This window comes from Bradyrhizobium sp. SZCCHNR2028 (assembly GCF_032380995.1).
Lineage (GTDB): Bacteria > Pseudomonadota > Alphaproteobacteria > Rhizobiales > Xanthobacteraceae > Bradyrhizobium.
The window spans coordinates 222781-237249 of the sequence record NZ_JAUHJF010000001.1 but is presented as its reverse complement, the minus strand read 5'-3'; the positions used below and the strand labels follow the sequence as shown (position 1 = coordinate 237249).

At 65.1% G+C, this 14469-nt stretch carries 14 protein-coding genes; 7 read left to right on the top strand and 7 right to left on the bottom strand.

The features are described from left to right. On the bottom strand, positions 1-399 hold the full coding sequence (locus QX121_RS01140) for a DUF2306 domain-containing protein (RefSeq protein ID WP_315810950.1): 399 nt from the start codon (positions 397-399) through the stop codon (positions 1-3). A gap of 58 nt (positions 400-457) precedes the next feature. After that, positions 458-958 (bottom strand): single-stranded DNA-binding protein, encoded by a 501-nt coding sequence (locus tag QX121_RS01135; protein WP_315738108.1) that lies wholly within the window; start codon positions 956-958, stop codon positions 458-460. Positions 959-1419: 461 nt separating this feature from the next. Here QX121_RS01135 and QX121_RS01130 point away from each other — a divergent pair, with 461 nt between their 5' ends. The 6 genes from QX121_RS01130 to uvrA all read left to right on the top strand — a co-directional run bounded on the left by QX121_RS01130 (position 1420) and on the right by uvrA (position 9329). After that, on the top strand, positions 1420-2175 hold the full coding sequence (locus QX121_RS01130) for an outer membrane protein (protein WP_315810949.1): 756 nt from the start codon (positions 1420-1422) through the stop codon (positions 2173-2175). Positions 2176-2367: 192 nt separating this feature from the next. Further along, complete coding sequence (locus QX121_RS01125; RefSeq protein WP_315774929.1) at positions 2368-3123, top strand: outer membrane protein; 756 nt, start codon at positions 2368-2370, stop codon at positions 3121-3123. A 273-nt stretch (positions 3124-3396) separates the two neighbouring features. Further along, positions 3397-4182: an outer membrane protein gene (locus QX121_RS01120; protein ID WP_315738111.1), complete on the top strand. Its 786-nt coding sequence runs from the start codon at positions 3397-3399 to the stop codon at positions 4180-4182. Positions 4183-4394: 212 nt separating this feature from the next. Next, the gene (locus tag QX121_RS01115; protein WP_315738112.1) at positions 4395-5135 is read left to right on the top strand and encodes an outer membrane protein; all 741 of its coding nucleotides are present in this window, start codon (positions 4395-4397) and stop codon (positions 5133-5135) included. 286 nt (positions 5136-5421) lie between these two features. After that, positions 5422-6066, top strand: coding sequence for a porin family protein (locus QX121_RS01110; RefSeq protein WP_315738113.1), 645 nt, complete (start codon positions 5422-5424; stop codon positions 6064-6066). Positions 6067-6341: 275 nt separating this feature from the next. Further along, positions 6342-9329 (top strand): excinuclease ABC subunit UvrA, encoded by a 2988-nt coding sequence (uvrA, locus tag QX121_RS01105; protein WP_315810948.1) that lies wholly within the window; start codon positions 6342-6344, stop codon positions 9327-9329. A gap of 185 nt (positions 9330-9514) precedes the next feature. On the opposite strand, the gene QX121_RS01100 is transcribed toward uvrA, so the two are convergent. The 3 genes from QX121_RS01100 to QX121_RS01090 all read right to left on the bottom strand — a co-directional run bounded on the left by QX121_RS01100 (position 9515) and on the right by QX121_RS01090 (position 11602). Continuing rightward, positions 9515-9862 (bottom strand): hypothetical protein, encoded by a 348-nt coding sequence (locus QX121_RS01100; protein WP_315810947.1) that lies wholly within the window; start codon positions 9860-9862, stop codon positions 9515-9517. 236 nt (positions 9863-10098) lie between these two features. Continuing rightward, the gene (locus QX121_RS01095) at positions 10099-10416 is read right to left on the bottom strand and encodes a hypothetical protein (protein WP_315810946.1); all 318 of its coding nucleotides are present in this window, start codon (positions 10414-10416) and stop codon (positions 10099-10101) included. Positions 10417-10609: 193 nt separating this feature from the next. Beyond that, entirely contained in the window at positions 10610-11602 is a 993-nt protein-coding gene (locus QX121_RS01090) for a lipase family protein (RefSeq protein ID WP_315810945.1), read from the bottom strand. A 273-nt stretch (positions 11603-11875) separates the two neighbouring features. Between QX121_RS01090 and QX121_RS01085 the strand changes: the two genes are divergently transcribed. Then, complete coding sequence (locus tag QX121_RS01085) at positions 11876-12520, top strand: HAD hydrolase-like protein (protein WP_315738118.1); 645 nt, start codon at positions 11876-11878, stop codon at positions 12518-12520. Between the two features lie 128 nt (positions 12521-12648). On the opposite strand, the gene QX121_RS01080 is transcribed toward QX121_RS01085, so the two are convergent. Beyond that, positions 12649-13581: a cytochrome D1 domain-containing protein gene (locus tag QX121_RS01080; RefSeq protein WP_315738316.1), complete on the bottom strand. Its 933-nt coding sequence runs from the start codon at positions 13579-13581 to the stop codon at positions 12649-12651. A 276-nt stretch (positions 13582-13857) separates the two neighbouring features. Further along, positions 13858-14412 carry an SRPBCC family protein gene (locus QX121_RS01075; protein WP_315738119.1) on the bottom strand — a complete coding sequence of 185 codons (555 nt, stop codon included), beginning with the start codon at positions 14410-14412 and terminating at the stop codon, positions 13858-13860. Positions 14413-14469: the final 57 nt, after the last annotated feature.

Sequence of the window (14469 nt, the reverse complement as noted above, 5' to 3'; positions counted from 1 at the left end):
CTAGGGCCCGAAGACCACCTTGTGCATGATCCGTCCGGGCAGCAGCGTGAACAGTCCGGCAATCACGAGGGCACCGGAAAACAGCGTGATCATGGCCCGGCGATGGGCCGCCACCCGATGGCGGTGCGCAGCCCACACCGCAAGCGGCAGCACGGCCAACGTGTAGAGCGACAGCAGGTGGATCGGGCTCCATGGCCCGACCAGCCGGATGGTGTGGATCCAGAACGAGCTGACCGCAACGGCCGCCATCAGCGCGACCCAGACCCAGCCGATCGTTCGATGCGGCAAGGTCCCCTTCGGGGCCGCGAACTGGACGAGTCCCAGCGCAAACGCCGTCATCGCGGCGACGGCGTGCAGCTGGACGGCGGGTTCAGCAGCGAGCAGCGGTGCGAAGCTCATGCAACACCCCCGTGGTCAGACGGCAGCGGCCTGAACGTCGTGCGGCCGCCCCTGCGCCTCAGAACGGAATGTCGTCGTCCATGTCGCTGTTGCGTCCGCCACCACCGGCCGAAGCGACCGCGCGGCGCGGCGGCGCCATCGACGGACCGCTGCTGCCGAAATCGCCGCCACCCATGTCATCGGAGAAGCTGCCGCCACCGCCGCCGCCCCGGCCATCGAGCATCGTCAAGGTCGAGTTGAAGCCCTGCAGAACGACCTCGGTCGAGTACTTCTCGACACCGCTCTGGTCGGTCCATTTGCGGGTCTGCAGCGCGCCCTCGATGTAAACCTTGGCGCCCTTCTTCAGATACTGCTCGGCGACCTTGCAAAGGCCCTCGTTGAAGATCACCACTCGGTGCCACTCGGTCTTTTCCTTGCGCTCGCCGGTCGCCTTGTCGCGCCACGTTTCCGACGTCGCAATGCTCAGATTGGCGATCGGCCGCCCATCCTGCGTACGCCGGATCTCGGGGTCCTTGCCAAGATTGCCGACCAGAATCACCTTGTTCACACTACCCGCCATCACCACTCTCCCGCGGTTCTCGATCATCGGACCGGCCGTCCACACCGGCCTCACGGCGTCCGGTGGCTAACCCTTCCTCTCGCGGCGGACCCTATACGGTTGCCGCGCGGTCCACCCGCCCTGTCCATTGCTTATCCACATATAGCAGGCGGAAGGCCATTGTTCCAGTTTTGTTCGCGCGCATATGTCTACAACCGTGCGTCGAGTTCCGCGGAACTCGATGGAACCGCAACTTCTCGCAATGGAACCCGCAAAAAGTTCCCTTATTCACGGAAAAGGGATTAACTTTCATCAAGTTAGCTCGCCGCACTTCCTCCTCGGCTGTGGCTTTTGGGAGACGGTATCCAGGGTTGAATAGCGTATATTTCTGGACGGATTGGGGCCGCAAGCGTGGTCGCACCAACTTCACAGAAGTGCGTCTCCGGGGACCAATTGGAGACGCCCAACGCGGGAGACTTGGGATGAAAAGAATTTTTCTCGGAGCTGTCAGCTTAATGGTTTTGGGGGCGCTGACGCCGGCGGGAGCCGCCGATCTCGCCGCCCGCCCGTACACGAAGGCCCCGGTGGTGGCGCCGGCGCCACTTCCGACCTGGGCCGGTTTCTATCTCGGTCTGCAGGGCGGCGGCGGCTGGGGCCGAAGCAACGAGACCTTCTTCGGAGCGCCCAATACGGCGATCTTTGCCGGCACCCAGAACTATAACACCAGCGGCGGCTTCATCGGCGGTGTGATCGGCTACAACTGGCAGGTTGACAACATCGTGTTCGGTCTCGAGGGCGACTATCACTGGGCCGACATCAACGGCCGGTCGGGCGTCATCAACGCCGGTCTCGGCGATACCTACTTCACCAGGCTGCGCGGCTTCGGCGACATCAAGGGCCGCCTCGGCTGGGCTGCGGGTCCGGCGCTGTTCTTTGTCAGCGGCGGCGCTGCCGTCGGCGATCTCCAACACCGCTACGACGCAGCGCTCAATGGCGGCGCGGCGAATAGCTTCGCTCAGAACAACTGGCGCTGGGGTTGGACGATCGGTGCCGGCGCCGAGTACATGTTCGCGCCGAACTGGTCGGCCAAGGTCGAATACAACTATCTCGACTTCGGCAAGAGCTCGATTCAGTACAGCGCGGTTCCGGCCAATCGCTCCGAGTGGAGCGACACCGTGCACACCGTCAAGGCCGGCATCTCCTATCACTTCAGCGGCCCGATCGTGTCGCGCTACTGATTGCACGCGCAAATCGAATGTGTCGAAAGGCCGGCTTCGCGCCGGCCTTTTTTGTGTGCCAGAACCGGTACTTGCTGGGCCGTTGTGTCATTTGGGTGACGGCTTTTTACGACGGAAGGGGCTATCAAGGTCCGGCGGGTGGGCGTTGGTGAGAGTGTGCGTGCGGGCGTCGGACTTGGTTTGGGGAATGCGATGAGAAGGCTGTTGCTGGGGGCGACAACTTCGCTGGCGCTGGGGATTGCGCCGGCCATCGCTGCCGACTTGCCCGCGCGCACCTTCACCAAAGCGCCTGCGATGATCACGACGATCTATGATTGGAGTGGCTTCTATATCGGCCTGAATGCCGGTGGCGCATCGGCCCGCACCTGCTGGACCAACAAGGTCAGCTTCGCCGGCGTGGCCGCAACCAACGCGGAAGGCTGCCATGATGCGACCGGCGCGCTGGCTGGCGGCCAGATCGGCTATCGCTGGCAGGCCGGCGGCTGGGTGTTCGGCGTCGAAGGCCAGGGAAACTGGGCCAACCTCAAGGGCAGCAACACCAGCCAGTTCGTCCCGCCCGTGACCAACCAGACCAAGATCAATGGGATCGGCTTGCTCACCGGCCAGATCGGCTATTCCTGGAACAACGTGCTCTGGTACGTGAAGGGCGGCGCCGCGGTTGCGGGTGAGAAGTACAACGGTCTGTCCACGGCAACTGGCGGTGTGCTCGACCAGTCCAGCGCCACGCGCTGGGGTGCGGCTGTCGGCACCGGCGTCGAGGTCGGCTTCGCCAAGAACTGGTCGGTCGCAGCCGAATACGAGCACCTGTTCATGGGCAACCGCACCCTGGGCTTCTCGGGCGTTCCCGGTGGAGCCGCGGGCCGGACCGATGCGGTCGGCCAGGACGTCGACATGGCGACGGTCCGCGTGAACTATCGCTGGGGCGGCCCCGTCGTATCCAAGCACTGACTTTTCCAAGCGCTGACCCTCGAGGACTGGTGGTCGAGGGTCTGACGCGCCAAGCGCTCACCCGCCCCTCGCGCTTCGGGACAGCTCTGCGATCTGCACGACCGGTCGCGATCTTTACCAGCGCTTAAGTACGTTCGGCACATCCCGCCACGCGCCTGCTCCCGATCACGAGTTTAGAAAGCAGTCTCTCCTACAACCAGCAACAGGCCACCTTCGCGTGGGCCCGGATCGGAGGGATCCGGAGCGTGGTGTATTGGGACTGGGGAGAGACGAATGCAGAAGACGACCTTGATCTTGACCGCAAGCGCCGCGGCGCTGGGACTGGCGCCGGCCTCAGCGGCCGACTTCGCGACGCGCCCTTACAGCAAGGCGCCACCGCCGGCTTATGTCACGCCGCTGCCGAACTGGGCCGGGTTCTACCTCGGCGTCAATGGCGGCGCCGATTGGAGCCACAACTGCTGGACGCTCAATCGCGTCGGCGGCGTGCCGGTCGTGCCGACCCAGTCCGAAGGCTGCCACAATGCCTCGAGCGGCCTCATCGGCGGCCAGGTCGGCTATCGCTGGCAGGCGGCGAGCTGGGTGTTCGGCGTCGAGGCCCAGGGCAACTGGACCGACCTGAAGTCGTCCAATGCGAGCACGGCGGCGCTGGCTGCGGGCATCACCAACAACACCAAGACCGATGCGATCGGCCTGTTCACCGGCCAGGTCGGCTACGCCTGGGGCAACGTGCTCTGGTACGTGAAGGGCGGCGCCGCCGTCACCCACAACAAATACACCGGCACGGCGAATGCGGCTGCGCCCTTCCCGGTCGGCACGCTGCTGGATTCCGCCAGTGAGACCCGCTGGGGCGGCACCGTCGGCACGGGCGTCGAGTTCGGCTTCGCGCCGAACTGGTCGGTCGCCGTCGAGTACGACCACCTGTTCATGGGCTCGCGCGACATCAGCTTCCCGGCCACCGCAACCGTGCTGTCGCGCGTCGATACCATCAAGCAGGACATCGACATGGCGACAGTCCGGGTGAACTATCGATTCGGGGCGCCGATGGGCACGCGCTACTGAAAAAAGCCGCCGCTCGCGCGCATTCGGAAAGGCCGGCCCTCGCGCCGGCCTTTTTCGTGTCAACAGCCCGGCAGCGTCGCGGCGTTTTTGTGCTAAATATATGATTTATAATGCTTTTTCGTTTCTGTGGCGGGCGCGTTACAGCCTCGCCGGGATGCCCTGTGTATGACTTGCCCATCGCTTGTCATTCCAACCTCCCGGGGGAGAATTTGATGAAGAAGTTGTTTGTGATCACGACGGCGCTCGTCGGCATCGCAACGGCCACGTCCGCTTCGGCGGCCGACATGGCGGCACGTCCCTATACGAAGGCGCCGCCGATGGTCGCGCAGATCCTGAGCTGGTCGGGCCTCTACGCCGGCATCCAGGGCGGCGGCGGCTGGGGCACCAGCAAGGAGACCTTCCTCGGCCGCTTCAATGCGCCGGGCTTCCTGGGCACCCAGAACTACAACACCAATGGCGGCTTCGTCGGCGGCGTGGTCGGCTACAACTGGCAGGTCGACAACGTCGTGTTCGGCCTCGAAGGCGACTATCACTGGGCCGACATCAACGGCCGCTCCGCCGTGGTCAATGCCGGCCTCGGCGACACCTTCTTCACCAAGCTGACCAGCTTCGGCGACATCAAGGGCCGCCTCGGCTATGCCGCAGGCCCCGCCCTGTTCTTCGTCAGCGGCGGCGCCGCGGTGGGCCAGTTGCAGCATCGCTATGACGGCGTCCCCGGCAACGTCTTCAGCCAGAACACCACCCGCTGGGGCTACACGGTCGGCGCCGGCGCCGAGTATATGTTCGCGCCGAACTGGTCGGCCAAGCTCGAGTACAACTATCTCGACTTCGGCAAGAGCGCGATCCAGTACAGCGCTTTCGCAACCAACCGCTCCGAGTGGAAGGACACCGTCCACACCGTCAAGGCCGGCCTCAGCTACCATTTCGGCGGCCCGGTCATCGCCAAGTACTGACACCTGCAACCGACAGGTTCCGAGAAAGGCCGGCGAAAGCCGGCCTTTTTTGTTGCCCTGATGCCACCTTGCCGGCTCGCCACACCCGGAACGAAGCAGTTGAGTGACATAGGCTTTCTGGAACTTGCCCGTAAAAACGCGGTTTGGCCGCGAGTGTGTCTTCAGGGTGACGGTAATCCGTACGGAACCGGGCTATAGGAACCTCGTCAACTTGAACGGGTGAGTCTGTTTCGTGCGTAAAACTCTCGGTGCGATGCGGACTGCTAGGAATTAACTGGAGACTGGAATGAAGAAGATCCTGCTCGCGACCGTGGCCTTGGCCGCCCTGGCCGCTCCCGCTGCCGCCGCTGATCTTGCCGCGCGCCCGACCTATACCAAGGCGCCGGTTGCCGCGCCTGTGCTGACCTGGACCGGCTTCTACATCGGTGCCATGGGCGGCTATGCCAACGAGGATGCTGACTTCGCGGCCATGAAGGGCGGCTTCGCTGGCGGCACCGTCGGCTACAACTGGCAGCAGGGCGCTGTCGTGTTCGGCCTCGAGGCCGACGCCGCTTGGGCCGACATCAACGCAAACGTTGGCGCGCTCGGTGTCAACGCCGAATCCAAGATCCGTGACTGGGGCACCGTCCGCGGCCGCATCGGCTACGCCTTCGGCCCGACCCTGCTGTACGCGACCGGTGGTTACGCCTGGGCTGACAACCGCGTCTCGCTGACGGCTCCGGGCTTCGCCGCTTCGGACAGCAAGATCCACTCCGGCTGGACCGTCGGCGCTGGCGTCGAGTACATGTTCGCCCCGAACTGGTCGCTGAAGGGCGAATACCTCTACAAGAGCTTCGGTGGCGAGAGCTACACCTTCACCGGCCTCGGCACGCTCGCGACCGGCACGCTCAACGTGCATTCCGGTCAGGTCGGCATCAACTACCACTTCTAAGTCTTCGCCTCCGGGCCAACGCACACAGCCTCCGCTCTGCCAGAGCGGAGGCTTTTTCTTTGCGGGATCGCGCACAAGGCAGGACGGAACCGGCAGCCTCCTGCCATTCGCTGCCATTCCCTGAGCGCATTGTTGATGATTCGCTGACGGCACTGGAAATCCAGCCCCGTTCTTCCTACGTTCCGACGATACCTTTTCCCTCTGGCGTCCGATGGCCGGCTTCCGGCGAACGCGCCTGCAACGATGGCGCGACTCTGCGCCGTGGGACGATCGTCATGGATGAAGTGCTCAAGGCCAAGCAGCGCGCGCAAGCCAACCAGTCGAGCCTGCGGGCGATCACGATCCGCGGCGCCCGCGAGCACAACCTCAAGAACATCGACGTCGAGATCCCGCGCGACAGGCTCGTGGTGTTCACCGGCCTGTCCGGTTCCGGCAAATCCTCGCTCGCCTTCGATACGATCTATGCCGAGGGCCAGCGCCGCTACGTCGAATCGCTGTCGGCCTATGCGCGCCAGTTCCTTGAGATGATGCAGAAGCCTGATGTCGACCAGATCGACGGCCTGTCGCCGGCGATCTCGATCGAGCAGAAGACCACCTCGAAGAACCCGCGCTCGACGGTCGGCACGGTCACCGAGATCTACGACTACATGCGGCTGCTCTGGGCGCGCGTCGGCGTGCCCTACTCCCCGGCCACCGGCCTGCCGATCGAAAGCCAGACCGTCTCGCAGATGGTCGACCGCGTGCTGGCGCTGCCCGAGGGCACCCGCCTCTATCTGCTGGCCCCGGTCGTGCGCGGACGCAAGGGCGAGTACAAGAAGGAGCTCGCCGAATATCTCAAGAAGGGCTTTCAGCGCGTCAAGATCGACGGCACCTTCCATGAGCTCGCCGAGGTGCCCACGCTCGACAAGAAGTTCCCGCACGACATCGACGTCGTCGTCGACCGCATCGTGGTGCGCCCCGACATCGGCCAGCGCCTCGCGGAGAGTTTCGAGACCGCGCTGAAGCTCGCCGAGGGCCTGGCCGTGATCGAGTTCGCCGACGCGCCCGCCTCCGCCGCCCCGGCCGAGGAGAAGAAGAAGACCGCCAAGATCCATGACAAGAGCGGGCCCGAGCGCATCCTGTTCTCGGAGAAGTTCGCCTGCCCAGTCTCCGGTTTCACCATTCCCGAGATCGAGCCGCGGCTGTTCTCGTTCAACAATCCCTACGGCGCCTGCCCGGAATGCGGCGGCCTCGGTGTCGAGCAGCACGTCGATGCTGATCTCGTCATCCCCGACAAGGACGTCACCCTGCGCAAGGGCGCGATCGCCCCCTGGGCCAAGTCGTCCTCGCCCTATTACCTGCAGACGCTGACAGCGCTCGGCAAGTTCTACAAGTTCACGCTCGACACCAAGTGGAAAGACCTGCCGAAGAAGACGCAGAACGCGCTGCTGCACGGCTCCGGCGACGACGAGATCAAGTTCACCTATGAGGACGGCGTCCGCGCCTACGACACCAAGAAGCCGTTCGAGGGCGTCATCACCAACATCGAGCGCCGCTTCCGCGAGACCGAGAGCGAATGGGCGCGCGAGGAGCTCGGCAAGTACTTCAACGACGTGCCCTGCGCTGGCTGCAACGGCTTCCGGCTGAAGCCCGAGGCGCTGTGCGTCAAGGTCGCCGGCAAGCACATCGGCGAGATCTCCGAGCTCAGCGTCAAGGCTGCCGGCGAATGGTTCGCCGAGGTGCCGAAGGCCCTGAACGCGCAGCAGACCGAGATCGCCACGCGCATCCTCAAGGAGATCCGCGACCGCCTGACCTTCCTGCTCGACGTCGGCTTGAACTATCTGACCCTGGCGCGCTCCTCCGGCACCTTGTCGGGCGGCGAGAGCCAGCGCATCCGCCTGGCGTCGCAGATCGGCTCGGGCCTGACCGGCGTGCTCTACGTGCTCGACGAGCCCTCGATCGGCCTGCACCAGCGCGACAACGCCCGCCTGCTCGACACGCTGAAGCGGCTGCGCGACCTCGGCAACACCGTGATCGTGGTCGAGCATGACGAGGATGCCATTCGCCTCGCCGACTACGTGCTCGACATCGGCCCCGGCGCCGGCACCCATGGCGGCAACATCGTCGCCGAGGGCACGCCGACCGAGATCATGCGCAATCCGGCGTCGCTGACCGGCAAATATCTCACCGGCGAGCTCGAGGTCGAGGTGCCCGAGCGGCGGCCACCGAACCATCGCCGCACCATCAAGGTCGTCAACGCCCGCGGCAATAACTTAAAGAACGTGTCGGCCGAGATCCCGCTCGGCCTGTTCACGGCGATCACCGGCGTCTCCGGCGGCGGCAAGTCGACGCTTCTCATCGACACGCTCTACAAGGCGATCGCGCGCAAGCTCAACGGCGCCAACGAGGCCGCCGCGCCGCACGACCGCATCGAAGGGCTGGAGCACATCGACAAGATCATCGACATCGACCAGTCGCCGATCGGCCGCACCCCGCGCTCCAACCCCGCGACCTATACCGGCGCGTTCACGCCGATCCGCGAATGGTTCGCCGGCCTGCCGGAATCGAAGGCACGCGGCTACGAGCCGGGCCGCTTCTCCTTCAACGTCAAGGGCGGCCGCTGCGAGGCCTGCCAGGGCGACGGCGTCATCAAGATCGAGATGCACTTTTTGCCCGACGTCTACGTCACCTGCGACGTCTGCAAGGGCAAGCGCTACAACCGCGAGACCCTCGACGTGCTGTTCAAGGGCAAGTCGATCGCCGACGTGCTCGACATGACGGTCGAGGAGGCCGCCGAATTCTTCAAGGCGGTGCCGCGCGTGCGCGACACGTTCGAGACGCTGCGCCGCGTCGGCCTCGACTACATCCATGTCGGCCAGCAGGCCACCACGCTCTCCGGCGGCGAGGCGCAGCGCGTCAAGCTCGCCAAGGAGCTGTCCAAGCGCGCCACGGGCCGCACGCTCTACATCCTCGACGAGCCCACGACCGGCCTGCACTTCCACGACGTCAAGAAGCTGCTGGAGGTGCTGCACGAGCTCGTGGCACAGGGCAACACGGTGGTCGTGATCGAGCACAATCTCGAGGTCATCAAGACCGCCGACTGGGTCATCGATCTCGGCCCGGAGGGCGGCGACGGCGGCGGCGAGATCGTCGCCTGGGGCCCGCCTGAGGACATCGTCAAGGCGCCGCGCAGCTACACCGGGCAGTTCCTCAAGCCGGTGCTGGAGAAGTCAGCCAAGCCGAAGAAGCGCGGCCGCGGCGCCGCCAGCGAGGCGGCGGAGTAGTTGCCCTCAATTCCCTTGTATCGATCGTCGTTGCGAGCGAAGCGAAGCAATCCAGGGCCGCGTACGCGATTCTGGATTGCATCGCGCTCCTCGCAATGACGCATGTGGTCGATACCGGTTCATCACAGCAAAGCCCGCCGCTCTCTACAGAGCGGCGGGCTTGATGTTTCTGCAACGAACTCAGATTACCACTGGCGATAATATCCGCTGCGCGTGCCGTTGTTGTTGCCGCCCGGGCCGACGTCGCCCTGGGTCGAGCTCGGAGTCGGATGGTTGGTGCCGTTGTAGCCGGTGCCCCAGCCCGGGCCGTCATACGGGCTGGGTGCAACGGCGACGTAGCCCTCGTCATAGCCCGGACCCACTTCATAGACCGGCCCCGGCGCCCAGGCGAAGGAATCGCGGTAGGCGTAGGTGCTGGTGACCTGGCCACCATAGCCGTAGCCGCCCGGGCCGTATTCGCCGGCCGAGGCCGCAGCGGTGCCGGCCACGAGCGTGACGGCGGTCAGCGCGGCGAATCCAAACGTGCGCGTCATGAACTTGCTCCTTCGTTCCTAATTCTCGGAGAACAAACGATATCGATCCATCCAAGGTTCCGCCGGTCCCCACAACAATCGTGCGACACAACGCGACGCTCACCTTCGCGCGACCTCGTGATCCAATGGCTTCGTGACATCGCCCGACACGCGCAGCGAACCCGTCCGACACGACAAACCCGCCGCTCTTGTCGAGCGGCGGGTTTGATCGCCTAACGTCTAACGCGAGATGGCGGCTACCACTGCCGGTAGACACCGGTCAGCGTGCCGTTGTTGTTGCCGGACGGACCGACATCGCCCTGGGTCGAGCTCGGAGTCGGATGGTTGGTGCCGTTGTAGCCGTGGCCCCAGGCCGTTGTACCCCACGCCACCTCACCCGGCGCGTAGGCCGGCGCCGGCGCGGCGTCATACACCGGCTCGGAATCGTTGCCCTGTGTCGGCGGCCCCCAGGCCATCGAGTCGCCGTAGCGGGCATAGCCCTGCGCGGATGCGGCGGCGGTGCCGAGCACCAGCGTGGCGGCGGCCAGCGCGGCCATCTTGAGCGTGCGTTGCATGTGTCTCTCCTTGCGTCTGTGCGGGGGTCAACGACCGCACTGCGCCAGGCGTTCCTGCAGCGCACGCTCACAAAAGCCGTGAGAGATTGTTGATCGGATTCGCGTCAAAACCCTCTTGCAGACCTGCGGGAGCAGGCTCGCAAGAGGGCAACGCGAGACGCGACCCGGACGGCGACGTCCCCTGATCAGCAGCTCACGCTGCGACGGCGACCGCCCGCGGCCGCGCCACGCCGGTCTTGGTGACCCCCGGCAGCGGCGGCGCCGTCGTGCCAGTCGCGTGCGGGAAGTACTGCAACTGCATGGAATGCATGTAGCCGGCTTCTGCGGTCCAGGAATCGTTCGTCTCCACGATCGGCGTGATCGTGAACAGGTCCGGATTGCTCGGCACGATCGACGTATAGGTCGGGATCGTTGCGCTGAGGAGCTCAAGCGGCTTGTAGATCGAGTAGTAGTTGGTGTCCTTCAGGACCGGCGCCGGCGGCGCATAGGTGACGAGAATCCCTTTCAGATTGGCCCATCCCATCGGCACGATGTCGTTGCTGTTGACCGCCGCATAGTAGGTATAGGCCTTCGCGAAGGTGGTCGCGAAGCCCGCGTTCCACATGGTCGGAGCCGCGAAGGTGTGCGGCCACAGCGTGAACTTCAGCGACGAGTTCAGCTTCGGCAGTTGATCCTTCAGCCACGCCGTCGCCACCACGGCGAGCGCGCCGCCCAGGCTGTGCCCGGTCACCATCAGTTGCAGATTCTGCTTGGCCGCAAGGCCGCGCAGATAGTCGAGCAGCGACAGGTCCGTCGCGGGATCGGTGAGCGCGATGACCAGCGCCAGCGCATCGTTGATCCCGGCACTGATCTGCAGCGGCGAGCCGGCCTGCTGCGGATACAGCCACGGCACCTGGAAGACTGCATCGACGTCGGCGAGCACGTTCTCGAAGGCGCCGCCGACCGAGCCGTCGACATCGGTGCCGCGGAACGCCAGCGCGTAGCTGCCGTCGCTGCCTTGCGCGACATAGGCGAGCACGCCGTTGTTGACCGCCGGGCCCCAGACGAGCGACCACGGACCGTTCGCCGCGCCCGACGGGACGGACTTCAGCATCGTCACGAAATCGCTCGGCTGAACCGTATCGAGCGCGTCGTCGATATAGGCGAAGTAGGACAGATACGCTGCAGCAACCTTGTTGAGGGCCATGTGAAATCTCTCTGGCTTGAATGATGAAAACAAATTCGATCAAATCGGGCAGGCAGACCCTGATCCGCCGGCGCATCGGGATCATAGACCGCGTTATTTCCAGGTGCACATCACAACATGTTCAACCCCTGATCGTCGAACGTCACCATGGAGCTGCGACACGCAAGGGTCGCATCTCATTGCGCGCCGCCCCTCCCATTGCTATGGCCCAGGGCTGTCGCAGGACGACACGCCTCGACGATCATCAGCCCCTCGCCACGCTCACCCCGCGCGATGCCATATTCCCTCGTCATCTTCGATCTCGACGGCACGCTCGCCGACAGCTTCCCGTGGTTTCGCACCCACGTGAATGCCGTCGCCGTGCGGTACCGCTTTCGTCAGGTCGAGGAGCAGGACATCGACGGGCTGCGCCATGCCTCGACCCGTGAGATCCTCGATTTCCTTCAGGTGCCGCGCTGGAAGCTGCCCTTGATCGCGCGCCACGTGCGCCGGCTGAAGACGGCGCATGCAGCAAGCATCCCGCTGTTTGCAGGCGTCGACATCATGCTCGACACCCTTGCCGCGAACGGCACCATGCTCGCATTGGTCTCGTCGGACAGCGAGGCCAACGCGCGGCAGAAGCTCGGATCGCGCGCCGGTCTGTTCGCCGATTTCGATTGCTCAGCCTCGGTGTTCGGCAAGGCACGGAAGTTTCGCCGGGTGCTGAAGCGGCTGCGCGTCGACCCGGCCCAGGTCATCGCGATCGGCGACGAGACCCGCGACATCGAGGCTGCGCGCGCCGCCGGCATCGCCTTCGGTGCGGTGACATGGGGCTATGCCGCGGAGCAGGCGCTGCGCGACCACCAGCCGGAGATGCTGTTCACCCGGATGGACGAGATCGTGGAACGGTTGGTGGTGCCCGCCAGACGAGATTCGTAGCCTGCATCAGCGCCGGCGACATGCAGGGATAACGACGAGCCTCGATACCTCCCCGCGTCATTGCGAGCTACGCTCGCAATGACGGAGGCTGCAGATGCAACTCCATTCCCGCCACTGGCCGGCCTGCCTCACCGCCGCAGGAACGCGCCGAACGCGCGCGGGCCGTTGCCGACCTTGATCTCCCCTGTGACCTTCAGTGCGGCCACGTCGATGACGCTCAGGATGTTGCTCTCCCAATTGGCGACGATGACGCGTCGGCCGTCGGCCGTCGCCTCGATGCCCTCGGGATAGTCACCGACATTGATGCGCTGGAGCGGCTGGAGGCTCGCCAGGTCGAACACGCTGACCGTGCCGTCATACTGGTCGGTTACGAAGCCCCTGCCCTGCGCCAGCGCCACTGCATAGGGCCGCAAGCCGGTCTTGACCCGGCCGATCTCGCGACGCTCGGCGAGGTCGATCACCGAGACGTCGTTGGAGGCGACATTTGCCGTGTAGGCGCGCTTGCCCTCGGCGTCGATGGTGACACCGAACGGCCGCGTGCCAACCTTGATGGTCGCAAGGCGCTGGCGCGTCGCCGTGTCGATCACCGAGACCATGTCGTCGTCGCGGTCGGCGGAGAGCAGCAGCTTGCCGTCTTGTGTCACCGCAAGCCCCGACGGCGAGGCGCCGACCGCGATGCTGCCGGTCACGGTCCGGGTCTTCGCATCGATCACGCGAATTGCGGCGTTGTACCAGTCTGCGACGTAGACCGTCGAACCGTCCGGCGTCACGGCAATGCCGAGCGGGCCGCCACCGACCTCGATCCGTCCAACAACCTTTCGCGCGACAGCGTCGACGACGCTGATGCTCTTGTCGTCCGGACTCGCCACATAGGCGAAGCGTCCGTCGGCAGCCACCGCAACGCCGGCCGGCTTGCCGCCGATCGGGATCGTCGCCACCGGCTTCGAGGTCGCGAGGTCGACGATGGTCAGATCATCGCTGAGCTGATTGGTGACGAAGGCTTCTTCAGCATGGGCACTGGCGCAGCAGACGAGCAAGGCTGCGAGCAGAAAAGCTCGAATAGGATCTGAGAGACGATGAGTGGTACAGCGCCCTGCCTTGTACCCACCTCGCCCCGCTCTTGTCCGCCGTAGCTCGCAGAGCGAAGGCGGATGCGGGGCCGCGACGAGCTTCGCTCGCGCTGAGAGGTCGGATTGCATCGCCAGATGCAATCCGGGTGAGGCGGCACAGGTCTCACCGCCCACACCCCCCGTTCGGCTGCCCCTCACCCCAACCCTCCCCCCGTAAGAACGGGGAGAGGGAGCGCAGCGCTGACTTGGCGACATGGTCGTATCCAATCAGCTCCCGCTCTCCACCTTCTTCTTCAGTCCCTCGAGCCCGCCCTTGTAGAGCCCGGTCACCGCATTGACCGCGGCCTCGTCGCTCAGCTCCGGCGGCGGATCGTTGTTGGGGAAGCCGCGGTAGAACGCGCCGGTCCATTCGACCACGCTGCCTTTGCCGTCCGCACTCGGCGTCACCGCGATGGTCGACGAGTAGTTTGTCACCGGCAGCACCTTCACATCGACCGCCGTGATCCGGTACGAATAGCTCATCTTCTCGGCGTCGTATTTGTAGAGCTCCTCGTCGACCGTGGCGCCGCCCTTCAGGGTCAGCTTGCGCGTGGCGCCGATCTCGTTGCCCTTCTCGCCCGCGGTCTTGTCGACGACGCCGAGCCAGCTCATGTCCTGGAAGTTGCCGATCACGGCCCACACCTTGGCGGGCGCGGCGTTGATCTCGACGTGCTCCTGCACCTTGCGCCGGGTGGGACCATGCGCATCCGCCGTGCTCAAAGCCGTCGTTGCGATCGCGAGCGCCGCCGTTACGGCCAGCGCCTTGCCGAACACCATCCTCATCTCGTTTCCTCAACCATTCTCATTTGGCCCGCGCATCTGGCACGCGGCGGGCCCATC

Coding starts and splice junctions, on each gene's coding strand:
- QX121_RS01140 (WP_315810950.1), bottom strand. CDS start 399: ATGAGCTTCGCACCGCTGCTCGCTGCTGAACCCGCCGTCCAGCTGCAC.
- QX121_RS01135 (WP_315738108.1), bottom strand. CDS start 958: ATGGCGGGTAGTGTGAACAAGGTGATTCTGGTCGGCAATCTTGGCAAG.
- QX121_RS01130 (WP_315810949.1), top strand. CDS start 1,420: ATGAAAAGAATTTTTCTCGGAGCTGTCAGCTTAATGGTTTTGGGGGCG.
- QX121_RS01125 (WP_315774929.1), top strand. CDS start 2,368: ATGAGAAGGCTGTTGCTGGGGGCGACAACTTCGCTGGCGCTGGGGATT.
- QX121_RS01120 (WP_315738111.1), top strand. CDS start 3,397: ATGCAGAAGACGACCTTGATCTTGACCGCAAGCGCCGCGGCGCTGGGA.
- QX121_RS01115 (WP_315738112.1), top strand. CDS start 4,395: ATGAAGAAGTTGTTTGTGATCACGACGGCGCTCGTCGGCATCGCAACG.
- QX121_RS01110 (WP_315738113.1), top strand. CDS start 5,422: ATGAAGAAGATCCTGCTCGCGACCGTGGCCTTGGCCGCCCTGGCCGCT.
- uvrA (WP_315810948.1), top strand. CDS start 6,342: ATGGATGAAGTGCTCAAGGCCAAGCAGCGCGCGCAAGCCAACCAGTCG.
- QX121_RS01100 (WP_315810947.1), bottom strand. CDS start 9,862: ATGACGCGCACGTTTGGATTCGCCGCGCTGACCGCCGTCACGCTCGTG.
- QX121_RS01095 (WP_315810946.1), bottom strand. CDS start 10,416: ATGCAACGCACGCTCAAGATGGCCGCGCTGGCCGCCGCCACGCTGGTG.
- QX121_RS01090 (WP_315810945.1), bottom strand. CDS start 11,602: ATGGCCCTCAACAAGGTTGCTGCAGCGTATCTGTCCTACTTCGCCTAT.
- QX121_RS01085 (WP_315738118.1), top strand. CDS start 11,876: ATGCCATATTCCCTCGTCATCTTCGATCTCGACGGCACGCTCGCCGAC.
- QX121_RS01075 (WP_315738119.1), bottom strand. CDS start 14,412: ATGAGGATGGTGTTCGGCAAGGCGCTGGCCGTAACGGCGGCGCTCGCG.